The organism is Alishewanella aestuarii B11, assembly GCF_000280055.1.
In the GTDB taxonomy this organism is placed as follows: Bacteria; Pseudomonadota; Gammaproteobacteria; order Enterobacterales; family Alteromonadaceae; genus Alishewanella; species Alishewanella aestuarii.
This window is the reverse complement of record NZ_ALAB01000024.1, coordinates 19,769-44,058: the sequence shown is the minus strand read 5'-3', so window position 1 is coordinate 44,058 and position 24,290 is coordinate 19,769. Positions and strand designations below refer to the sequence as shown.

15 protein-coding genes are annotated in these 24,290 nt (G+C 53.6%); 2 read left to right on the top strand and 13 right to left on the bottom strand.

Features of this window, described 5'->3' with window-relative positions:
• Positions 1-52: 52 nt before the first annotated feature.
• From nhaC to AEST_RS08195, 13 genes are all read right to left on the bottom strand, one after another.
• On the bottom strand, positions 53-1,534 hold the full coding sequence (gene nhaC, locus AEST_RS08255; RefSeq protein WP_008608380.1) for a Na+/H+ antiporter NhaC: 1,482 nt from the start codon (positions 1,532-1,534) through the stop codon (positions 53-55).
• 14 nt (positions 1,535-1,548) lie between these two features.
• Positions 1,549-2,955, bottom strand: coding sequence for a sodium-dependent transporter (locus AEST_RS08250; RefSeq protein WP_039925303.1), 1,407 nt, complete (start codon positions 2,953-2,955; stop codon positions 1,549-1,551).
• Between the two features lie 83 nt (positions 2,956-3,038).
• Entirely contained in the window at positions 3,039-5,060 is a 2,022-nt protein-coding gene (gene prc, locus AEST_RS08245) for a carboxy terminal-processing peptidase (protein WP_008608376.1), read from the bottom strand.
• Positions 5,061-5,077: 17 nt separating this feature from the next.
• The gene (gene proQ / locus AEST_RS08240) at positions 5,078-5,908 is read right to left on the bottom strand and encodes an RNA chaperone ProQ (protein ID WP_238534577.1); all 831 of its coding nucleotides are present in this window, start codon (positions 5,906-5,908) and stop codon (positions 5,078-5,080) included.
• Entirely contained in the window at positions 5,877-6,188 is a 312-nt protein-coding gene (locus AEST_RS08235; protein WP_008608374.1) for a hypothetical protein, read from the bottom strand. Before AEST_RS08235 ends, proQ begins: the two co-directional genes overlap by 32 nt.
• Positions 6,188-6,658 carry a GAF domain-containing protein gene (locus AEST_RS08230; RefSeq protein WP_008608373.1) on the bottom strand — a complete coding sequence of 157 codons (471 nt, stop codon included), beginning with the start codon at positions 6,656-6,658 and terminating at the stop codon, positions 6,188-6,190. Before AEST_RS08230 ends, AEST_RS08235 begins: the two co-directional genes overlap by 1 nt.
• Positions 6,659-6,792: 134 nt before the next feature.
• Complete coding sequence (locus AEST_RS08225) at positions 6,793-8,634, bottom strand: protein kinase domain-containing protein (RefSeq protein ID WP_039925330.1); 1,842 nt, start codon at positions 8,632-8,634, stop codon at positions 6,793-6,795.
• Positions 8,635-8,668: 34 nt separating this feature from the next.
• Positions 8,669-9,382, bottom strand: coding sequence for a DUF4919 domain-containing protein (locus AEST_RS08220; RefSeq protein ID WP_008608370.1), 714 nt, complete (start codon positions 9,380-9,382; stop codon positions 8,669-8,671).
• Between the two features lie 23 nt (positions 9,383-9,405).
• Positions 9,406-11,475, bottom strand: a complete 2,070-nt coding sequence (recD, locus tag AEST_RS08215; protein WP_008608369.1) for an exodeoxyribonuclease V subunit alpha — start codon at positions 11,473-11,475, stop codon at positions 9,406-9,408.
• Positions 11,465-15,268 carry an exodeoxyribonuclease V subunit beta gene (recB, locus tag AEST_RS08210; RefSeq protein ID WP_008608366.1) on the bottom strand — a complete coding sequence of 1,268 codons (3,804 nt, stop codon included), beginning with the start codon at positions 15,266-15,268 and terminating at the stop codon, positions 11,465-11,467. Before recB ends, recD begins: the two co-directional genes overlap by 11 nt.
• Before the next feature lie 52 nt (positions 15,269-15,320).
• Complete coding sequence (gene recC / locus AEST_RS08205) at positions 15,321-18,935, bottom strand: exodeoxyribonuclease V subunit gamma (RefSeq protein WP_008608365.1); 3,615 nt, start codon at positions 18,933-18,935, stop codon at positions 15,321-15,323.
• Between the two features lie 148 nt (positions 18,936-19,083).
• On the bottom strand, positions 19,084-19,623 hold the full coding sequence (locus AEST_RS08200) for a hypothetical protein (protein ID WP_008608364.1): 540 nt from the start codon (positions 19,621-19,623) through the stop codon (positions 19,084-19,086).
• Between the two features lie 54 nt (positions 19,624-19,677).
• Positions 19,678-21,435 carry an ABC transporter transmembrane domain-containing protein gene (locus tag AEST_RS08195; RefSeq protein ID WP_008608363.1) on the bottom strand — a complete coding sequence of 586 codons (1,758 nt, stop codon included), beginning with the start codon at positions 21,433-21,435 and terminating at the stop codon, positions 19,678-19,680.
• A 171-nt stretch (positions 21,436-21,606) separates the two neighbouring features.
• Between AEST_RS08195 and AEST_RS08190 the strand changes: the two genes are divergently transcribed.
• Together AEST_RS08190 and katG are read left to right on the top strand one after the other, a co-directional pair.
• Positions 21,607-21,894: a hypothetical protein gene (locus tag AEST_RS08190; RefSeq protein ID WP_008608362.1), complete on the top strand. Its 288-nt coding sequence runs from the start codon at positions 21,607-21,609 to the stop codon at positions 21,892-21,894.
• A 156-nt stretch (positions 21,895-22,050) separates the two neighbouring features.
• Entirely contained in the window at positions 22,051-24,237 is a 2,187-nt protein-coding gene (gene katG, locus AEST_RS08185) for a catalase/peroxidase HPI (protein WP_008608361.1), read from the top strand.
• The last annotated feature ends 53 nt before the right edge of the window (positions 24,238-24,290 follow it).

The following is a 24,290-nucleotide window of genomic DNA, read 5'->3' as shown; positions in this document are numbered from 1 at the left end:
ACTTCTACTGCTGTCTGATGTTAAAAAGCCTGAATCACTTCAGGCTTTTTTGCTAGCTATTTTTACCGGCTAAGATGGGGGCAACCGACTCCGGCGGCGTTAGGCGTAAGATCTTAATACCCAGATAGGCATAGATCACTGCCAGTACCGGGTTAATCAGGTTAAAGAAGGCATAGAACAGGTAATCCAGTGGATTAACGTTCAGTACGCCGTGCATGTAAGCACCACAGGTATTCCACGGGATTAAAGGGCTGGTAATGGTACCGCCATCCTCCAGTGCCCGCGACAGATTAACCGGCGCCAAGCCTCGGCGCTCATACTCTTCTTTATACATCCGACCCGGCATCACGATCGACATATACTGATCAGCGGTTAAGATATTGGTCGCCAGCGAAGTTGCCATAGTGCTGGTAATTAACGAACCTGTACTGCGGGCGAAGGCCAAAATCGACTCAACAAACTTACGCAATAAACCAATATGCTCAACCACAGCGCCAAACATCATCGCCGAGAAAATTAACCAAATCGTATTCAGCATGCTGGCCATACCGCCACCACTTAGCAAACTGTCCATATCGTCATTGCCGGTACTGATACTAAAACCAGCAAACAGTGTCTGCCATACCAGTTTAAATACCGCCACCAGTGCCGGTAATTGCTCATCCGCTAAGCGGCTAATCAGCTCTTGCTGGAAAAATAGCGCCCAGACACCACCGAGTAAAGCGCCGATAAAGACCGTCGGAAAAGCCGGGATCTTACGCATCGCCATCAGCAGCAGTACCGCCAGCGGGACCAATGTCCACAGACTGATATTAAACTGACTCTGCAACACTGCACTGATTTGCTCAATGTGCGCCAGGTCGGCACTGACGGTACTGTTAAAACCGATCAGCACAAAGCCAAGCAACGCCAGTACAATGCTGGGAATAGTGGTCCACAGCATATGCCGGATATGCTGGAACAGATCGGCACCCGCGACAGCCGGCGCCAGGTTAGTGGTTTCACTCAGTGGCGAAATCTTATCGCCAAAATAAGCACCTGAGACAATGGCACCGGCGGTAATAGCAGGCGATAAACCCAGGCCGGTCGCGACACCAATCAACGCCACACCTATAGTCGCGGCGGTGGTCCAGCTACTGCCGATACTCATCGCTACAACGCCACACAGGATACAGCTGGCGGCATAGAACCAGCTCGGGCTGAGTAGTTGCATACCAAAATAAATAAGCGTTGGAACTGTACCCGACAACAGCCAGGTGCCAATTAGTGCGCCCACCGCCAGCAGAATTAATACCGCTGCCAGCGATAGCGAAATCCCTTTTACCATGGCCTGTTCAATCGACTGCCAGCTATGGCCATTTTTCAGGCCAATCACCACAGCGACCGCAGCCGCAATAAAGAGCGCAATCTGGTTCGGCCCATAGGACGAGTCATCTTTAAACAGAAGCACTGACGCTGCCAATAAGGCAATCAGCACTACCATCGGCAGCAAGGCGTCAAGCAAACTCGGCGCTTTTTGTTTTGAGTTATCCATTTGCTGTTTCTCCGTTAGTTGCCGCTAAAGGCACGGAAGACATCCAGCACCCCAATCAGATTTAAAAACACAATAATCACCGCAACCGGCGTGATCCAACGGATAGCAAAGCGCCAGCACTGATACGCCAGCTTGCTGGTCGCCAACTCTTCACGGCTGGCCCGCTCCGACATCACCCAACCGGTAAAGATCGCGATAAAGAGCCCACCAATTGGCAACATAATTGCCGAAGTCAGATAATCTTTCAGTTCAAATAAACTGGCAATAGGTTTGCCGAGCAGAGTCCAGTCCAGCGTCGCCCAGGCAGCACCAGAGAATGAGAACACCGTTGCCAACCCGAGCAACCATAAAGAGATACCAGTACCTAATGTTGCCTGGTAACGCTTTAAGCCTTTCGTTTCAACCAGCCAGGCAACGGTCGACTCGATCATTGCTATGGCGGAAGTGAAGGCCGCAAAGACTAACATCACAAAAAACAGCGTACCAAATAAGGTACCAAAGGGCATAGCACCGAAGGCAATCGGTAAGGTAACAAAAATCAGGCCCGGGCCCTCGGCCGGGGTTAAACCATAACCGAATACCAGCGGAAAAATCGCTAAGCCGGCCAGTAAAGCCACAGCGGTATCACAGAGCGCGATTAATAGCGTGGTTTTGCCGATAGACACATTAGACGGTAGGTAAGCACCATAAATAATCATTGCACCTGAGGCCAGGCTTAAACTAAAAAAGGCATGCCCAAGCGCCAGCAGTACCCCATTCATAGTCAGCTTGGAGAAGTCAGGCTTAAACATAAACTCCAGCGCTTCGGCAAAGGCGCCGTTTAAAGCAGAGTAGATTGCCATCAATAACAACAACACAAACAACGCTGGCATCAGATAATTAACGGCTTTTTCCAGCCCCTTATGCACACCGCGGCCAACCACATAGATCGTCAGTGCCAGTACGACGGCGGAGAATCCCATTAATAAATAAGGATTACTGATAAACTGGCCAAATTCAGCGCCGACTTCGGCGGCTGGCATATCAACAAAGGTGCCGACGGCCGTTTTGTACACATAGTACAGCGCCCAACCGGCGATCACCGCATAGAACGACAGGATCAGGTAGCTGGCCGCCAGGCCACTCCAACCGGCGAGTTGCCAGCGGGTACTAGCATTGGCTTCCAGTGCCAGGGTTTTCACCGATAAACCGGGGCTTTGCCGGCCACGCCGGCCAATCAGCACTTCCGACATCATCACCGGAATACCGATTAGAAAAATACATAACAGGTAGACCAATACGAAGGCACCGCCGCCGTTTTGTCCCATAATGTAGGGGAATTTCCAGATATTACCTAAACCGACTGCAGCTCCGGTGGCTGCAAGAATAAAAGCCAGACGGCTCGACCAGAGGCCGTGCACGGATTGACGAGTTCCCGACATAGTTAACCTTTATAATTATTATGTTGTTGTAATACGTATTATTATTGAGAAAAGGCGGTAAAAACCGCCTTTTCTTGCTTTGGCTATTTCTTCGCCAGCCGGTTTAACTGCAACCAGTCAGACGTAATATAAGCGGCCTCTTCCAGCAGCGGATCCAGCTTGGAAAGCACTTCTGGTGCATCATCTACCGATTTCACGGTAGGCAGGGCCAGGCGCTTCAGACGCTCATTAGTGCGCTGCAGTGCTCTCGCTTCGTCGGCTTCGCGTTTGGCAATCCGCTCCGCTTTGTTCAGCGAAATGCGTTTTTCATCTTTCTGTTGCTGATACTCAGCAATATCCGCCAGCAGATAACTAAACTCCACTTCATTGGCGATGCGCCGCTGATGTTTCTTCACCAGTGCTGGCACCAACTGCTGAATATCCTGCTGCGCACTGTACTGTGCCGGGGCTATCGCATCCCAGGGTAAAGCATAATCTTCTTTGCTCTCGCCCCAATCTGCAGGGTCAATCGCCGATGGGAAGCTGATATCGGGGATCACGCCTTTGTGCTGGGTACTGCCGCCATTAATACGGTAGAATTTTGCCATCGTGTACTGCACGCTACCCAACGGCTGCTCAAACATATCGTAGATGCGGCCAATACCACGGTGCTGCTGCACTGTACCCTTACCAAAGGTTTGCTCACCAATCACCAGGGCCCGACCGTAGTCCTGCATCGCTGCGGCAAAGATCTCCGAGGCTGAAGCACTGTAACGGTCAACAAGTACCGTTAGCGGACCATCATAGTAAGAAATGCCATCGCGATCGCCATTTAAGTCAATTTTGCCATCACCGTAACGGATTTGCACCACCGGGCCACGCTCAATAAAGAGGCCGGTCAGCAGTGTCGCTTCCTGCAGTGAACCGCCGCCGTTACCACGCAAATCAACAATCAGCGCCTCGACTTTTTGCTCATTGGCTTCGGCCAGCAGCTTTTTCACATCTTCAGACAGGTTATTGTAGAAGCCCGGAATGGTAATAACACCCACCTTGCTTTGTAACTCGCCCAGTTTTGGCTGCAACACTTCAAATTTTGCCGCCCGATCTTCCAGTCGGATCTTGTCGCGCACAATCTCAACAATCTGTGTTTGATTATTCAGATCGCTGCCACCTAACACCTGTAACCGCACCCGGCTGCCTTTGGGACCTTTAATCAAATCCACCACATCGTCCAGGCGCCAGCCCACCACGTCCACGAAGTCTTTGTTATCCTGCGCCACACCAATAATCCGATCCTTCGGCTTTAGACGCTGGGTTAAGTCTGCCGGACCACCGGGCACCAGGCTCTGGATCACGGTATAGTCTTCTTCAGCACGCAGTACGGCACCGATGCCTTCCAATTGCAGGTTCATATCCTGCTGAAAGCGCTCTGCATTGCGCGGCGACAGATAAGAGGTGTGCGCTTCCACTGCCCGGCCGAACGAATTCATCACCAGCTGGAACACATCTTCGCTGTTAGTTTGCATTAAGCGTTTTTGGGTATTACGGTAACGCTTTTCCAGGATCTCTTTCGCTTCATCCAGCTTTTTGCCAGTCAGCTTCAGATTCAACAGGTCAAACTTAACTCTCTGCCGCCATAACTCGTCCAGCTCGGCGTTATCAACCGGCCAGGCCGCATCTTCACGATCGTAGACATAATAGTCATCGGCTTCAAAGTCATGCTCCTGCGCCAATTGGGCAATGGCAAAGTCAAAGCGTTCAAAACGGCGACGCTGCGCCAGATTAAACATATCAAAAGCGAAACTCAGATTGCCGCGGTTAATCGCATCGTCAAACTGATTGCGATATTGCTCAAACTGCGCCACATCACTGGCCAGCAGATGATTGCGGAAAAAATCGAGGTTTTTCAGATAGAGGTCGAAAATTCGCCCTGACAGCTCATCATTTAACTGTACCGGAATATAGTGAGCGCGGGTAAAGGTGGCTGCAACACGCTTACTCGCCGTGGCATGCTGCGGCGACTGACTGATCACCGGCAAGGCATTGATATCCGGTGGGTTCACCGACTCCGCTGCTACACCTAACGCTAAAAATAATCCAACCGCTATCAGGGAAAATTTCTTCATAACTCTCTCGTTTTACGTCAGGCCTGATACAGGCTATCCTGACGGGTTTTGATGACCATGCCTGAACTCAACTGCACTGTCACATCAGGCAAATTGACTTCGGTTACCGTCGCCGGCATTGGGCTTGAACCAAGTTTAACCAGCACCGCTGCGCCCACTTTCAGCTGTTCAGCAACCAAGGCCGTTAGTTGTACTACTGGCTGTACCACTGCAGGCTTTTCTGCTGCACGGGCTGGTTTTGCTGACCGCTGTGCAGCATTAGAGGCTGCTTTTGGATTTTTGTTCGCGGTTTTTTGTACCGGTCTTGCCACTTTGTCTTTCGCAGCTGCTCTGTCAGCCTGAGGCTTAGCAGTTTGCTGTGCCCGTTGCTCCTGCTGTTTTACCTTACGTTTCTCAGCGGCTTTTTGTTTACTTTCCGCCAATAATTTTGCCGCATGCTCTGCCTGTTGGGCGTCAATCAGCTCGGCCGGTTGGCCTTCCAAATCAATCCGGTTAACGCCTTCTTTAGTCGCCTCCAGGTAACGCCAACTGGACGTGTAAACCCGCAGCGCTTGGCGCAGCTGGGTTTTACTCACCGTCGCGTTCTCACCTAAGCGGGCGGCCAAGTCCTGAAAGATACCGACTTTTAATGGCTGTAAAGGTCCGCTGCTAATAAAGCATTTCGGAAAGCTCTGACATAGAAATGCCAGTACATCTTTAACATTAGCAGGTTTTTCTGATGTCGGAACAGCTTGTTGCTCGGTTGTTACTTGTTCCAGGGTTGTTGCTTGTTCCGGGGTTTCAGCCGTTACGGGGGTTGCAATGGTCATGCAGCATTCACTCTTCTTCGTCAGCAGCAGGCTCGTCATCAGCCATGCCTTCTTCTATTTGTTGTTGGATATAGGACAGCGCCCAATCAATCAGTTCGTCTTCGTCAGCGTCCAGTAATACCGTATCGCCGCGCAGCTGTTCCCACAATTGTGGCATCAATTGCTGGATTTGGGTAATACTCAGGCTGTCAGGCAAGGCATCCCATACACTATGCACTATGGCATTAAACTTATCGGCAACCAGCTCTTCTTCGCCGTCCCAGTCGCCGACTTCTTCAACCTGCAGCAGGTAATCCTGTACCGAGAGCAAGTCTTTCATCAGGCAGCAACCAAGGCTTGTTCAAACGCAGCAACCAAGGCAGCCAGGCCTTGCTGATCGACGTCGTCAAAGCGGTTCAGTGACGGACTATCAATATCCAGTACCGCAATAATCTCGCCGCCTTGCCGTACCGGTAACACGATCTCTGAGTTACTGGCAGCATCACAGGCGATATGACCCGGGAATTCATGCACATCGGCAACGCGTTGGATTTCACCTGTTGCAACACAGGTGCCACAGACGCCCTTGCCCACCGGGATCCGCACACACGCCACCTTACCCTGGAAAGGCCCCAGTACCAGTTCACCCTGGCGCATAATATAAAAGCCTGCCCAGTTTAAATCGGGCAGGCTTTGAAATAGTAAAGCACTGAAATTGGCCATATTGGCAATCAGATCAGTTTCTTCCTGCAGCAAAGCCTTAGCCTGCTGCAGCAATTCAGCATAGAGTGCGTGTTTTTCGCTCGACATCTTCGTTCGTAAAGTAAGTTAAGGTCAAAAGCAGTACATTACTTGTTTTAAGCGCTAATTTAAACCTTTTTTAGCGCGTCGCGCTTACGTCCAGGCGCAGTCAGTACACTAAACACGGCTAATTGCTGCTTATTTCAGCAAGGGCCGCCCGCGGCGTTAAACTGCAGCGGATTGGCGGGATACAACAGCTGTGGTGCCTGACTCTGGTGACTGAACTTGCGGGTGTCTTTATATGGCAGCTTCATAAAGCCCCCAACTCCGTCACCACTGATTAAACCCACCTTACTGAGAATACTCTGCAGTAGCCGGTTAAATTCTGGTTCAGCCGCCGGATCCAGCAGGCGGTAGTAGCTGTGGATCTTCATATACAAGGGCGTGACCTCAAAGATAATACAACCGGTATGCCGGATCAGGTTAAGCCGCGCGATATCGTCCATAATGGCATCGGGTAATACCAATTGCTCATCCGGATCCTTACCATCTTCAAAGTAAGAGTGCTGCTTACTGGCCTCTTCAGCACTGAGTACCGGCGCCAGCTGATACGGAATACGACTCTCTGGCGGCGCCACAAAGGGCTCCGCTTCCGATGCGCGGCTAATATGAATAGTATTGCGGGCATTAAATAAACAGGCTTTAAAGATCCCGACCTTGCCAATAGCGCGGGCCAGCGTCACCACGTTATTGACCGCCAGCGCGAAGGCCTGACTCAGGCTCTGATCATATAAATTCAGACTGCTGTCGATATAGATGCCGCCGGCCTGCCAGTGGATGGCTAAACCGCCCACTACCGGATAGCGCCCGAGCCGGCTCACGGCAGCGATAAAGGCTTTTTCGGTTTCGCCCATCCCTTCCAGATAGTTTTTGTAATAGCGTTCCAGCTGCACATCATCGACGTAGGCGATATCCAGCTCTTCGTTATGCTCGCGTAAAAAGGATTTGCGCGACGAGTACACCACGGTATCCAGCTCACGCCGCTGTGGGCTCACCCAAACCGGCAATACGGGGCTGTCATCAAACAGCGGCAGTTCCGGTAATACCAACTGCTTTAAGCGCGGCATCTGCTTAATAAAATAATCACCGGCCTGCTGGCGTAATGTCAGATCATCGGCCAGCATACTATCCAGTAAGGTGGCAAACTCCAGCGGCAAACCCAGACTACGTGCCGGAATAGCTTTGCGGCCGAAGCGGCAGGCCTGCCCCGAGGCCAGCGCATAGAGGGTACTGGCGACGCCCTGCTCGTCAAAGCGTGGGCTGGATAACTGCCCGCTGCGCTGTTCCGGGCCAATAAAATAGACATCGCCCATCCGGGCATTGGAGTGTTGCAGATCAGCTGACATCAGCTGCATCACATTATTCGACAGATAATGCCCCTCATGATCCAACTGAGCAAACACCGAGGAGCCCCAGTCAATCAGGCTCAGGTGGCCGCTTTGCTCCTCAAACACCAGATTAGACGGCTTAATATCGCCATGGACTATCGGCGCCGGCGCGCCGTCTTTTTCGATACTACGTAAATATTGCAGCAACTCAGCCAGTTGCGCCGCCAAATCCACCAGCAAACGCACCGGCAGGCGGCCGTGCTGCAGGCTGTATTGCTCTAAATCGATACCCGGCGCCCGATCCATCATCAGAATGCCCTGCTTGCGCACGACCTGATAGGTGATATAACGCGGCACCGCCGGATGTTGCACCTGCGACAACATATAGGCTTCATCGGCAAGCCGTTCCTGAATATGCTGCGGCAGATTGATGCGCGAGAACTTAAACACATAGCATTCGTCGTTAATGCCAAAGCCGGCAAAGGCAAAGCCATAAGCACCCTTACCGAGCAAATGGATATCCCGGTATCCCAGTTGTTGCAACTTGCTGATACAGAGCGCTACCCAATCTTTCAGCTTTTTCGCGTCATTGGCGTTCAGCAGATAGATCGACTGTTCTTCCGGGATATAGAAATTGCGCAGATTACGTTCTTGCATCAGGGCCATTACTCAGCAATTTGACTCAGCTATGTTATTTAACGATACCACGCGCCATCTGGGCACTGATATTAAAATACCAGTTAAACTCATGCTCATCGCGTGGATTAACGATAGTCATCAAATCAAAGGGTTGCTCCTGATGCCACACCAGCGCCTGAGCCTTAGCATTAAAACCATGCAGATTGATAAAGGTATAGAGCTCAGTGGTACTGGTACAGAAAAATGCGGTTTCCGGCGTTTTACCATCACCACTTTGCCAGATTGCGGCCATCAGACCGTCTAACACTTCCTGATGATACTCGCCCTGCTCGGTATTGCCCGACTCAAACTGACAGACCATAGCACCATAATGGCCGTTTAAGCTGATAAACTGCTCCGCTAATAGTTTGGTAGTATGACTCAAACACTGCTGCCAGTCTTTTTTGGCGATGGCTTCAAACATCAGGCTGGACAGTGCCCGCTCCACCATACTGTATGGCCGGTAAGCTGAGGTTTTGGTATAGGCCTGCCGCAAACTGGCCAGTCGCCTTGGCTCTGGTGCTTGCTGCACCTCTGAGAGCAACAGCTGATAGTGCTGGTCCGCCGCGTCTTGTTGCGCTCGCTGCGCATCAGACATTAGGGGCGTAGCAGACATCGCAGGCGCAGCAGACGCCGCAGCTGCGGCAGCCTGCTTTGGTTGAAGCGGTTGGGCACAGCCGCTCAGTAATAGCAGTAAAGCTGTTAAAATACCGATCCGAAACACCATAGTAGTATCCTTTGCTAATGGTTTTATTCATCTAGGGGCAAGCGCCCGGCCCGCACGGTGCGTCTTTGCACCGCCTGTTTCAGCACCTGATAGTCTGGCACCACCAGGGTCAGTTGCTTTGCCGCCCGGGTAATACCGGTATACAGCAGCTCGCGGCAGAGTACCGGGTTATCCCGCTCCGGCAACACCAGCACCGTATGGCGGAACTCCGAGCCCTGCGACTTATGCACTGTCATCGCAAAGACGGTTTCAACAGCGCCCAGGCGGCTGGGTAAGATCCACCTTAACTGGTTATCAGCATCGATAAAGACCACACGTTTTTGCTGATCCTGTGGTGAAACCAGGACAATGCCGATGTCACCGTTACGCAAATTCAGATTATAGTCATTACTGCTGATCATCACCGGCCGCCCCTCATACCAGCTATCCTGCTGCAAATTGCGACTGGCCGGCAGTTGTGGCAAGGCCTGTTGAACCAGCAGATTTAAACCGGCAACGCCAAAAGGACCTTCACGCACGGCCGTTAATAACTGAAATTGCTGATAGCTGTTAAGCACCGCCCGCGCCCACTGCTCAATAGCGCCCGCCTCGGCATCCGCTGCAGGTTTAGCCGCTAGCTGCTGCCAGTAGGCGGCAAAGCCACGGCGGCACAAGGCCGCTAACTGTTGCAGCGGATCTTGCTCCGGCTCCCCGGCTAATAACTGCAGATCCTGATAGCCCGCCTGACCTGATAACAAATAATAGACCTGCGCCTGCTCACCCTGATTGACCGCGCGGGCCAGAGCACCTATACCACTGTGCTGATCAAAACGCCGGCTAACCCGCAACATCACCACCTGTTGCAGCCGCTGCCGCGGCGTGCTGGTGGCCAACTGCGCCGGTATAGGTGCGGCACTGAATTGCTGCAGATAAGCCATAGTTTCTGCACTATAGCCACCCTGCTCGGCATCCTGACAAAGCTGTCCTAAAATAGCGCCAGCTTCCACTGAGGCCAACTGATCCTTATCACCTAATAAAATCAGGCGGCCATCCGCCGGCAGTGCCGCTAGCAGCGCCTGCATCAGCTCAATATCAATCATACTGGCTTCATCAACAATCAACACATCAAGCGCCAGCGGTTTACTGCGCTGATGCTTAAATTGCCGGCTGCCGGCTTGTACCCCCAATAATTTATGCAGGGTCGCGCTGTCGGCGCGGATTGCGGCAACCGCGCTCTGCCAGTCCTCTGCCAGCGCTTGTAAGCTTTGCATCGCCTGGGTAATCGCCTCTTTCATCCGCGCCGCGGCTTTACCGGTGGGTGCTGCCAGCTTGATAGTCAGTGGCGTGGCCGACAAACGCTGTAACAGCGCCAGTAAGCGCACCAGGGTATAGGTTTTACCGGTGCCCGGCCCGCCGGTGATCACACTAAAACGGCTACGCAGGCTATTGGCACAGGCCAGCTTTTGCCAATTGATCTGAGCGAAGGCATCGTCAGCGCTGGCTGCTACCGACTCAGCGCCAAACAGCTGATCCAGATAACGTTTTAGCTGCACCGGCTCTACCGGCAGGGTTACCGCTTGCATTAAAGCGCGCAAATCGGCGGCGATCTGTTGCTCTGCTGACCAGTAGCGGGCGAAATAGAGTATCTGTTGATCTAATACCAGCGGCCGTCCCGGCGCTGCGCTGGCAATCGATTCAGCGTTGGCCGGTGTTACGGTAAGCACCGTATCACACTGTGCCAGGCAGGCCTCCAGCTCTTCCAGACTGAATGACGCCAGCAGCTGCGACGGATCCGGTAACAGACTGCCATCTTGCTGGCTTAACGCCTCAGGGCTTAACTGCGCACTCTGGTAATTAAGTAGCTGTGGCGCATCGGCCAGTAAATCCGCCAGTGGTAAACAGACATGGCCGCGGCCAACCTGTCGTGACAGAAAGGCAGCAAGCAACAAACTCAGGGGTTGTACTGTGGGTGCGTTCTGCGCCAGAAAGCGGGCAAAGGCCAGGTCAAGCTGACTCAACAGCTGCTGGCGCTGATAGGCGGCCAGTAGCGCCAACATCGCCTGACGATCCTGTAGCCGTTGTAACACCTCAGGTAGCACTGCACTAATCAGCATTGGTGACCTCCACAGCAGATTGTGGCTCTTGTTGCATAAAGTATTGCTCTAAACTTAGGATCAACGACTCCGGTACCCGGTCAATAAAGGCGCCACGGCTACTGGCTTGCTGGCCACGCAAAAACAGATACACCACGCCGCCGACATGCTGCTGATAGCTATATGCGTCTTTTAAGCGGGCTTTTAAAAGCTTATGCAGGGCCAGGCTATAAAGCACATATTGCAGTTCATAGCGGCTTTGTAAGATTTTCTGTTGCATCGCTGCCGGGTGATAAGCCGCATCATCCGGCCCCAGATAGTTTGATTTGTAATCCAGCACGTAGTACTTACCCTGATGTTCAAACAGCAAGTCGATAAAGCCTTTTAACATGCCATTTAAGTAGTTGCGGCTCAGCTCAGGTCTGGCGGCACCGCCCAGCACAGCGGCGCTAACCTGCTTATCCAGTTGCCGGGTACTGACACCCTGCACGGCAAACCAGAACTCAGGCTCAGCCCGATAGCTGCGCAAGGCATTAAGTGCTACCTGCCCTCCACCCGGTAACGGAAAACTCAACTGCAGATAGCCATGTAACCAACGACCTAATAACTCAGCGCGCTGTGCCCAGCTGCCGTGGCGGCAACGCCGGGCAACCAGGCTTTGACACAGCTCAGGATCGGCTGCCACGGCGGCGAAGCCGTGCTCGGCCGCATCCTGCAACAAGTTATGCAGCAAGGTTCCCGGCCCGGCTCCACGTGGAAAGTCATGCAAACTGACCAAGTCTGGCGTTGCGGGCAAGGACTGCGCGACAGCGGCAAACTGCGCTGCATTGTCTGATGTTAAGGCTGCCGAAGATATATCCGACATGGCCTCCGCAAGCAGCGCACTGGCCTGCTCTTCCAACAGGTTATGCTCCAGCGCGGTATCGCCCTGACTGGCAGCACTATAGGTTAACGCCGAATAACTGGCGATCCACCAGGGCTCAAAAGGTTGCGCAGTATTGCGTTGCCGCGCGGCAAACTGTGAGGCTGAGCCACTAAGCACCGGCGGCAAATGCTGCGGTGTGCTAAAAGCAGGCAAGGCAACCACCTGAATGTCATTGGCATTAGCAGGCCACAGCGCCTCGGCTTGCTGTAGCAGCTGCAGCGGCTCTGTCGCCTGATCACAGCCCAGCAGATAGGCCAGCGCTGAGCGCTGCCAATCACCTACCGGACTTAAACTAAGCCAGGTCGCATATTTAGCCCGGGTCACTGCCACATAGAGCTTGCGGATATCTTCGCCCAGCCGCTCCTGATCGGCGGTTGCCAGTTCAAGCTTGCCGGGCGTCAGGCTTTGCACCAGTTCACCGGCTTCATTATGAAAGCTGACCAGCCGGTCATCATGACTTACCGGACGGCACAGGCTGATAAAGGGCAAGAATACCAGTGGATACTCCAGCCCTTTCGATTTATGGATGGTCACAATTTGGATCAGCTCTGCATCACTTTCCAGCCGCACTATCTGATCATCGGCAGGCTGGGCAATAGCTTCCTGCTGGTACAGATGCTGATAGAAATAGCGCAGCAACGCATGCACACCATCCAGTTTGACACTGGCCTGCTGCAACAGCTCGGCAAGATGCAGTAAATCGGTCAGATAGCGCTCGCCACCGGCGTTCGCTAACACCCGCTCTGCCACCTGAAACTGCTGCACTAACTGGCGGATCAGCGCCAATACGCCGCGCTGCTGCCAGCAGTGGCTAAACTGATAAAACCATTCCTGATACTGCTGCCAAAGCCTATCGTCATGCCTTAGCGCATCCAACTGCGCCAGCGGCAAGGCTACCAGTGGCGTATAGAGCGCGTTTAGCAACGCCTGCTGATTGGCCGGCTCGGCACAGGCCTGCAACAGTAAATACAGATCGCCGGCCACTTCACTGTCGAACACGGAATTACGATCCGATAAATACACGCTGGCCATACCGCGCTCGCGCAGCTGCTGCTGGATCAAATGCCCTTCCTGATGGGTACTGACCAAAATCGCAATATCTTTACTTTGCAGCGGTTGTAAGGTCGGCGCTGTCGCAGCCTCGTGCTGCAGCATAAAACCCGTGCGCCCGACGGCCGCACTGCCCAGCAAAGCGCCAATATAGTCAGCAACCCGGCCTGCCAACTGCTCCCGGTACAGGGTTTTACTCAATGCTTTGCTATCGTCTGCCCCCTCATCGAAACTACCGGCGCTGGCGGTCCACAGAGTTAAGGCAGCCGCGGCCGCTTGACCGTCAATCACCAGCTCAGCTTTAACGCCCCTGGCGTTAACTTCGGTAAAGGGCAACGGGTTGCCGCTGCTGTCAGCGAATAAAAATGCCTGCCTGGCGGCGCTTTGCTCGGCTGGCCGAAACAACGCATTAACGGCCGCCACCATCTGCTTAATGGAGCGGAAGTTGGTGGTCAGCGTATAGTGGCGCCCTAGGGTATCGCGGCGGGCTTGCAGATAGGTGAAAATATCACCGCCACGAAAGGCATAAATCGCCTGCTTCGGATCGCCAATCAAATAGACTGCCTGTGCCGCTGCATTGCTGGCCAGCTGGTATACCGCATTGAAAATGGCGTACTGCGCCGGATCGGTATCCTGAAACTCATCAATCATTGCCACCGGGTACTGCTGGCGTAAAATAGCAGCCAGTGCCGGCCCGGCATCCCCCTCCAGTGCACGCCGGCATTGCTGGATAATGTCATCAAAGCCCATTTTGGCTTGCTGCTGCAGTTGTTGCTCCAGCCGGGCCTTACACCAAGCTACCGCCTGTGGTAATAGTAATGGCCGCAGCGCCGGTCCCTCTGAGAGTAGCGCAACCAACTCCAGCAAGGCCGCCGGCCAGTCTGCTGCCAGCGGTTCGCCCTGATAATGTTGGTAAAACTGCTTGCCATAATTATCGACAAAAGAGGTTTTTAATTCAGGTAACTGCTGCAAGGCCTCAGCAACAGGTAAAGCCGTCCAATCCAGCAAGGGGGCAAAATCCTGACGGGCTTTTTTCAGATTATAGGTTCTGGGTTTACTAAAGCTGCCGGCCGCTTCGGCCGCGGCAATCCAATCCAGCCAGGCCGGTAACGCCTGTTGCCAGTAGTAAAAGGCGCGACTGAGCCGCTGCTGATAGGCTTGCTCGGCCGCCAACAGCAGCTCAGCTAATTGTACCGGCTCAGAACTGGCACTGGCCTGGGCCCATAACGGCCGTAGATCATCCAGTAAGGCTTCCGGTGTACGGTATAGGGCCTGGATCTGCTGCAGCTGTGCTTCTGGTAGCGGATAGCAGTAGCTGCGCCAAAAGTCTCTTACTGCCTCTAATTGCAAGGCACTAAGATCGGTCAGTAACTCCTGTTGAAACAAACTGCCGCTATTAAACGCATGCTCACGCAGTACCTGCTGGCACCAGCTATGGATGGTTTTTACACTGGCTTCATCCATGGCTTCGCTGGCCATTTGCAGCGCATAGGCGCATTCCGGCCAATGTTGCGAGGCAAAATCGGCTTTTAGTGCCTGTAACACCGGATCGGCACTAGTTACAGCGTCACGAAACACCGCCGCCGCCTCCACTAAACGCTGACGGATCCGATCCTTTAGCTCGGCTGTTGCCGCCTTGGTAAAGGTCACCACCAGAATATCCGCCGGCAATAGTGGTGTGCTGCGACTGGCTGCCGCTGTCAGCCTCGGCAGATGCGCCAGAATAAAACGTAAATACAGCGCTGCTATGGTATAGGTTTTACCGGTACCAGCACTGGCTTCAATCAGTACACTGCCGTGCAGCGGCAATTGCAGCGGGCTGGTTAATTCTTGGCTCATGGCTGCTCCTGGCTCGTGATTGCTAATGGCTTATGCTGCGCCTGAATCATGGCTACGCCTCCGCTGTTATATCCGCGGAATTCTGATCTAAAGTGCCTAACGATGCCACCAGGGCACTAAGCGGTTGTGCTGTTGCTGCCTGCAGCTGTTGGAAGAACGACCGGTAATACGCCACCCATTCGTTAAAGCCGGCATCCAACAGTTGCTGTGCCTGCGGGTAATAGCGCGCCAGATAAGGCGTATCGGCCCGCACCCCCTCCTGATACGCGTTCCCGTGATAACGGCCGGCAAGTTTCGACAGACTGTACTCTTCCTGCTTCTGCTCGGCTTTATACCAGTCTGCCGCCAGCTCTAATGCCAGTGGTAACGGCTGACGCAGCGCCTGTTGTAACCAAGCCGCAAGTTGCTCTAACTCTGCCCTGGCTTGCGACTCACTCAGCGGCGCCAGAGTCAGAAAACCATCGGCGCCCAGGATCACCGTGCTGGGTGCCTGCTTCAGCACAGTGCAGGCGACCAGATGTTTTAGATACCCTGTAACCAGATTGCGCCACTGATAACTGACACTACGCGGCTTGACCTCGACCACCTTACTGGCGGTCAGCTCCAGTTGCAGCATCGTCTCTGGTGTGGCATAGAGTGTGTTGAGCTCCGCCTCCAGCAAGACATCACCCAGTTGCAGCTGATAAGTCTTGGCCGCGAGCGGCGCACTTTGCTGCACCAGCGCAGAGCGTGCCTGATATAACGTCAACACGGCTTGCTCGGTGCGGGCCAGATCCGGCCCGGCTGCTGCACCATAGGGTAAGTCACCGGCTTGCTTCAGACGTTGTTGCTGCTGACGCAGCAGTGCTAAAGCTTGCTGATCATTTTGTGGCTGCTCTGCCAGCAATGCCGTCAGTAGCTGGTGTTTAACCTGCCACACTGCCAGTCCGTCCAAAGCAAAGGGCTCAACATCCGGCAAGGCCTCAGGCGTACTCTGCAGATAAACCCCTAAGCGGCGCCGGGCCAATAACTGCGCCGGCTCTTTTAACAGCAACTGTAAATCCAATAAGCTAAAGGGCGCTTCGGCCTGAAATGGCGCCAAAGGTTCAGCCTTGCCACCGGTAACGCGTACCGCACTACCCGACAACCCGGTTACGCGTTTCAACGGAGATTTATCACTATCCTGATGAATACTAAGCCATTCTTTGGCATAGCTAAAATAACGTGAGTCTGGCTGGGCAGCAAAGTATGCCGGCGCAAAAGGTTGCAGCTTATGGGCGGTGGTCAGGCGTGCGGCCAGTGTCGGGGTGCCCGCTGGCGCTGGCCAAAGTGCATTCAGTTGGTCCTGTAGCTGGCCGACCAGTACCGAAGGCGGCAGTTCACTGTTATCCTGGGCGCTGGCGCCAACCCAGCTGATATAGAGTTGTTGTCGGGCTGATAATAAGGCTTCTAAAAACAGATAGCGGTCATCTTCACGACGCGAGCGATCGCCGGGCCGGTAATGCAGGCGCATTAGATCAAAATCGGTTTTCGGGCTTTGCCGCGGGTAATCGCCCTCATTCATCCCCAGCAAACAAATGCGCTGAAACGGAATGGCCCGCATTGGCATCAGCGTGGCGAAGTTCACACTACCGGCCATAAACCGTTGCTGCAGGTTGGGCTCGTCGACACTGGCAAGCCACAGCTCCGCGACGATACTAACAGGTAAAACCGCCGTGAACTGTGCCTCCTGGGTACTCTGCAACCAATCATCCAGAGCATCGCGTAACCTAACCAGCAGCAACATTTCCTGCTCATTGTCTGCTGTAAACAGTTGATCTAAAAGGTTACTCAGCAGTTGATGCCAATTGGCCGGGCTGCGCTCAACCTGCAGCTGCTGCCAGCAGTGCTGTAAGGTTTCCACCAGAGCTGCCAGCGCCCCTATCGCTTGCGCTTCCAGTGCTGACACCTCAGCATAAGCGGCGATATCTTGCCAGGATGCGGCCGTGACGCCGGCAGCATAACCATAAAGCAAGCGGTTGAGCGCAAACTGCCAGCTGTTTTGCTGCCAGCTATAACTTAACCCGAGCCCCTGGCGCTGGGTAGCATCCAGACCCCAGCGTGCCCCTGCGGCGGCCGCCCATTGTTGTAGTTGACTGACCTGCTGCTCGCTCAAAGCGAAACGTCGGCGCAGTGCCGGGACCTGCAGTAAATCAAACAGTTCACTGTGACTAAAGCGCTGCGTTGGCGCCTGTAATATCAGCTCCAGCGCCTGCAATAGCGGGTTGCGCTGGCGCTGGCCCTGATCGGCCAGCGTATAGGGGATATAACGCGGATCATCCGCCGCCAGCCGGCCAAACACGGCAGCAATATAGGGCGCATAGCTGTTGATGTCAGGCACCATCACCATAATATCGCGCGGTTGTAAGCTGGGATCGGCATCAAAGGCCGCCAGCAAATGGTCATGTAACACTTCCACTTCCCGCAAAGCACTGTGACAACGCTGAAACACTATCGATTTATCCGTTAGCGGATCCGGCGCTGGCCAATGTTGCTGACTTTCCTGATTGGGTCTGAGGTGCAGAATATCGTGTTGCAGGCGGCCTAATAAATGCGTTGGCTCTGCCTCATCAAACAGATCAAACCGCAAATTGGTAAAGGCAGCCGCTTTGGCTGCGGTTTCATCAAATTCATCCAGCAGCCGGATATAGTCCCGCCCCTGTTTGCCCCAGGACGCCAGTAACGGCGGCGCATACTGATGCAGCTCTGACAGCAGCAGCGAGCCGGAGCTTTGGTTTTTGCTGCGAAATCTCGGCTTAGCATACTGGCGCAGCAGATCGCGGCCGGCAATAATATCGGCCCAATGATACTGACAGGGGTTATGGACGCAGAGCACGATCTGACATAGTCCTTTCAGAGCGTGCAGCACTTCCAGCGTTTGCCGGGGTAATGAGGAAATACCGAATACCACAATCCGCGGTGGTACGCCGTCTGGGCGCTGCTGTTGTGCCGTCAGGCTGGCTGCAGCGCTTAAAAAGCGCTGATGCAGTGCGGCCCTGTTGCTACAAATTTGCTCGGCACCAATATCCTGCACCAAAGCCTGCCATAGTTTCGCCTGCCAGCGCTGTTCGTCAGGCAAGGGGATGTTCCGCCCAGACTGGGCCAGTACCAGCTCACCACGGCCCCAACTATCCAGCCAGTCAGCCCGATACACCTGATATTGGTCAAACAGATCGGCCAGCTTGTCGCTTAACTGAAATAATTTGCGCTGATCAGGCCCGGCCAGACTGCTTTGCTGCTCGTCGGTGGCAGACTGCAGCTGGTGAGCCGCGGCCTTATCTGCCGGCGCGATATAATGCGCCAGCGCCTTAAAGTCTGGATCCGCAGCGACCAGTGCCGGCAATAACCGCAGAATACGCCAGCGCAGCCGTTGCTTATCAAAGGGGGACTGTTTCGGAATATCCGGGCCCAGCACACTGCGATAAAGCCGCCATACCAGACGCGCCGGCAAACTGACTTCCAGCATAGTCGCGATACCGGTCTGCCGTGCCAGCGCCTGCTTTAACCACTGCGCTATGCCATTGGATTGCACCAACAGCACTTCCTGCTCCAGCGGCGGCAGTGGATAGCGATCCAGCAATTCGACAGTTAGGGCGGTCAGGTCTTCAAGGCGGTGGCTATGCGCAACAATAAAACCGGGCGTCAGCATCAAGATTCCTTTTCACGGGTGACAGTGAACAGCAGGCCGACAGCATAGAAGATCCGGCTTCAGCTGTCAGACTGTAAATATATCCACTGTACCCTAAACCAGCAGTAGTGCAAGCCTGACACCGCTAACTGCCCGATATTTATCCAGATTATTTAAACTTAACCTCAAGTAGCGCCACCCGGCGATAGCTGGCGCTGTGTCCTGTTACCCATTCACCGTTTTGCAGATAACGCGCGCTCACGGTTAAGATATCGCCAGTCAGGGTACTGACTGACTCCACCATCGTAATGCCGTTGGCATTATTTTCGACTGCCTCGCGGGCGATGATCCGCTGATTATTATCTTCAAACGTCATACTGCCGTGGGTATAAAACCCGGCCGTCGTAAAATAGTAGTAATTGATGCTTTGTTTGGCTTCATCCCAATAAATAATCGACTCGCCGCCATAAACGCCATCATTAATCGAATGCACCGTTTTAATAGCGTTGCCGTTTAAAGCCCGCTGCCAGTGCGAGCGGTCAATCATTTTTTCGGCCGCGTCGCTTTGCGTCAGATCGCCCTGCCAGTAAGTATCCAGATAGGGTCTGAAGGGTTCAAGTTTTGGATGTAATGTTGATTGCTCGGCCTGTAGTGAGAAGTTCAACAGGCTCAATAGCAGGAACAGCAGGATTTGGCTTACTCGCAGCATGGGTTACTCCGTTATCGTTATCATTATTGGGGATCGGATACTAAGTAAAACCGATCAGGCCAATAACTGCAACTCGGCAAGCTCGCGATAAAGCGGACAAGTCGCCACCAGTTCGCTATGGCTGCCACTGGCCAGCAGCCGCCCCTGATCCAGCACCAGGATCCGGTCAGCATTTAATACCGTGCTCAGCCGATGGGCGATAATCAGCGTGGTTTTTTGCTGCATCAACTCCTGCAACGCCAGTTTGACCGCATGTTCACTGGCAGCATCCAGCGCACTGGTGGCTTCGTCCAGTAATAAAATTGGGCGATCCGCCAAAATGGCCCGGGCAATCGCAATACGCTGCTTCTGACCGCCAGACAGGCGCACGCCCCGCTCGCCCAGTTGAGTCTGATACCCTTCTGGCAAGTCGCGGATAAACTGATCAGCCCGCGCCGCAACACAGGCGGCAATCACCTGCTCCAGACTGGCCTCTGGCCGGCCATAACGCACGTTTTCCAGCACCGAGTTGGCAAAGATCACCGCCTCCTGTGGCACCAGCGCAAATTGGCGGCGCAATTGTGCCGGCTCGAGCGCTGTGATCGGCAGTTGGTCCAGATAAATCGACCCGGCGCTGACATCATAAAAACGCTGCAACAACTGAAAGAGGGTACTTTTACCCGCGCCACTGGGGCCAACTAAGGCCACCCGCTCACCCGCCCTCACCGCAAAGCTAAGCTGGTGCAGCACCTGTTGTGCCGGCGACAGCGGATAGGCAAAGCTGACCGCGTCAAAACGTAAATCGCCGCTCAGCTTTGCTGGCAGTGCTATCGGCTGCGCAGGCGCAGCGATTTGCACTGGTTCACTGGCCAGTTCCTGCAGCCGCTCTGCTGCACCCGCCGCCCGCTGCACTTCACCTATCACTTCGCTAATAGTGGCCATGCCGCCGGCGACCATCACGGCATAGAATAAAAACGCGGTAAGTTGGCCGGCGCTGATACTGCCGGTTAACACATTCTGCGCACCAATATAGCCAACTACTGTCACAGCGCCGATGCTAAGTAGCATCACCGAGGCAATAAGTAGGGCACGATAAAAGATCCGGCCCCGTGCCGCCTCCAGTACGGCATCGATTTTTTGCGCAAAATGCTGTTCATCGCGCAGTTCATGGCCATAGGATTGCACGGTATGAATTTCATGCAGGCTTTCATCAACATGAGCGCCAATATCAGCCAACCGATCCTGACTTTGCCTGGCCAGCTTGCGCACCTTTTTACCAAGGATAAAAATCGGTGCTAATACCAAGGGCACCGCCAGAAACACCAATAATGTCAGCTTAATACTGGTAAAGGCCATCATCGTCAGGCCACCGATAGCGGTAACCGCTGAGCGTAGCGCCATCGACAGGCTGGAACCAACCACGCTTTGTAATAAGGTAGTGTCAGCAGTAAAACGCGAAATCACCTCACCGGTGCGGGTTTCACTGTAAAACGCAGGTGACAGTTTAAGTAAATGTTGAAACACCTGGTTGCGCAGATCGGCACTGACCCGCTCACCGAGCCAGCTCATAAAGTAGAAGCGGAAAAATACCGCCACAGCCCCGACCAGCGTGATAGCCAGTACCAGTAACGTCAGTTCGTTTAAACGGCTGCTATTACCGGCAACAAAGCCTTCGTCTACCAGTAAACGTACACCCTGCCCTAAAGCCAGCCAGGCCAGCGAGCTAAGCAATAAAAACAGCAGCGCCGCTAACACCCGGCCGCGATAAGGATTTAAAAACCCGGCAACCCAGCGTAAAACACCTGGCTGCTTTTGTTGTGGCGAAGCACTCATCATTTATCCTGCAATTCAGCTCGGCTAAAAGCTCAGAGGTGGCGCCGCAAGCCGCATTAAACAAGAGGTCGACAGAAAATTTCAGCGTCCGCGCAAAATGCAGCTCAAATCTATGCGGCGACAGCCGATATAAAAATACTGACGTTAAACCCGTTCTGATCGGAGCTAAGCATGGCCAAATTTCATCCGCAGGCAATTACCCCGGAGCAAACCTCGGAACTGCGTTACTTACATAAAGTGATGCAGGCACTGGATATTCTGGGGGAGCACCCACAGCTGCATGTGGTCGCCTACGGCCGGATCTGGCGCTATCCTGATATGCTGCAAACCGCCATGCGCTATGCCTATCTGGCGCAACTCCATGGTTTTAATATTGAACCGTTCCGGCGCTGGTATAACCGCGATGCGGAAATCTTCTCACACTATGGCATCCAGTGGTTTAATGGTCAGCAAGGTTGAAATAAACAGTTAAAATCTTTCTTTTTAATTGCTAAAAGCTATTAGGCTATTCGTTTTAAGTTATTTTTCCTTTTCCATATTGGGGGCTATAGTTATTGCAACTTATTGACGTATCGCGCGTCGTACCCTTTGCAATAACCAAAACAGGAGTGACCCATGGACAAGAACACCCCCTCCACTGGTAAGTGCCCTTTCGCGCACGGTGCTAATACCAGCAGCAGCGATAACGTGATGGCCTGGTGGCCGAAAACGCTGAACCTGGATATTCTGCACCAGCACGATAGCAAGTCTAACCCGCTTGGTGCTGACTTTAACTATGCGGCCGAGTTTGCCAAGCTGGATCTGCAAGCTGTTAAAAACGATCTGAAAGCGCTGATGACGCAAAGCCAAAGCTGGTGGCCGGCAGACTGGGGCCATTATGGTGGCCTGATGATCCGGATGGCCTGGCACAGTGCAGGTAGCTACCGCATTGCTGATGGCCGTGGCGGTGCCGGCACCGGCAATCTGCGTTTCGCCCCACTGAATAGCTGGCCGGATAACGGCAATCTCGATAAGGCCCGCCGCTTACTGTGGCCAATTAAGAAAAAATACGGTAACAAAATCTCCTGGGCCGATCTGATGATCCTGGCCGGTAATATGGCCTATGAGTCGATGGGCTTTAAAACCTTCGGCTTTGCCGGTGGCCGCGAAGATATCTGGCATCCGGAAAAAGACACCTACTGGGGTAGCGAAAAAGAATGGCTGGCCAAATCTGGTAGCGAAGGCAGCCGTTACTCTGGTGAACGCGATTTAGAAAATCCTCTGGCTGCGGTAATGATGGGTCTGATCTATGTCAACCCGGAGGGTGTGGATGGCAATCCGGATCCGCTGAAAACCGCCCACGATATGCGCGTTACCTTTGCGCGGATGGCGATGAACGATGAAGAAACGGTGGCGCTGACCGCCGGTGGTCATACTGTCGGTAAGGCGCACGGTAATGGCCGTGCCGAAAACCTGGGCCCGGCACCAGAAGGTGCTGAATTACATGAGCAGGGTTTTGGCTGGATGAACCATAAAACCCGCGGTATTGGCCGTGATACTGTCACCAGCGGCCTTGAAGGTGCCTGGACCAGCGAACCGACCAAGTGGGATAACGGCTACTTTAAAATGTTGCTGGAACACGACTGGGAGCTGAAAAAGAGCCCGGCCGGTGCCTGGCAGTGGGAGCCGGTGAATATCAAAGAGCAGGACAAGCCGGTTGATGTTGAAGATAGCGCCATTCGCTATAACCCCATTATGACCGACGCCGATATGGCGCTGAAAATGGATCCTGAATACCGTAAAATCTCGGAGCGCTTCTACCAAGATCAGGCCTACTTTGAAGATGTATTTGCCCGGGCCTGGTTTAAATTAACCCACCGCGATCTGGGACCAAGAAGCCGTTATCTCGGACCAGATGTGCCAACAGAAGAACTGATTTGGCAAGATCCGGTACCGAGCGTGAGCTACAACCTGACTGAGGCCGAAATCAGTGAGCTGAAAGCAAAAATTCTGGCCAGCGGTTTAACGGTAAGTGAACTGGTCGCCACCGCCTGGGATAGCGCCCGCACCTTCCGCGGTTCAGATTATCGCGGCGGCGCGAACGGTGCCCGCATCCGGCTGGCGCCACAAAAAGATTGGGAAGCCAATGAGCCGGTAAGGTTACAAAAGGTACTGAAGGCGCTGGAGGGCATTCAAGCTGGCCTGAGTAAAAAAGTCAGCCTGGCCGATCTGATTGTACTGGGTGGCTCGGCGGCGATTGAACAGGCAGCTAAAGCGGCCGGTGTGAATATCACAGTACCTTTTGCACCGGGCCGTGGCGATGCGACTCAGGCGCAAACTGACGTTGAGTCATTCGAAGTGCTGGAGCCGCTACATGATGCCTACCGCAATTATCTGAAAAAAGATTATGTGGTACAGCCTGAGGAAATGATGCTGGATAAAACCCAGTTACTGGGTTTAACCGCCCCGGAAATGACCGCTTTAATCGGTGGCATGCGGGTATTGGATACCAACTTTGGTGGCAGCAAGCATGGCGTCTTTACCGATAAGCCGGGGGTGCTGAGCAACGATTTCTTCGTCAATCTGACCGACATGAACTACAGCTGGCAACCGACCGGTCGCAACAGCTATAACATTGTCGAGCGCAGCAGCGGCAAAGTGAAATGGACCGCGACCCGGGTTGATCTGGTGTTTGGCTCCAATTCGATTCTGCGCGCTTATGCTGAAGTCTATGCCCAGGATGATAACAAACAGAAGTTTGTACAAGACTTTGTTAACGCCTGGGTAAAAGTGATGAATGCCGATCGTTTTGATCTGAAATAAGTGGTCTTTACCCAAACAGGCCGGTCACCAGACCGGCCTGTTTCGTAATCTTC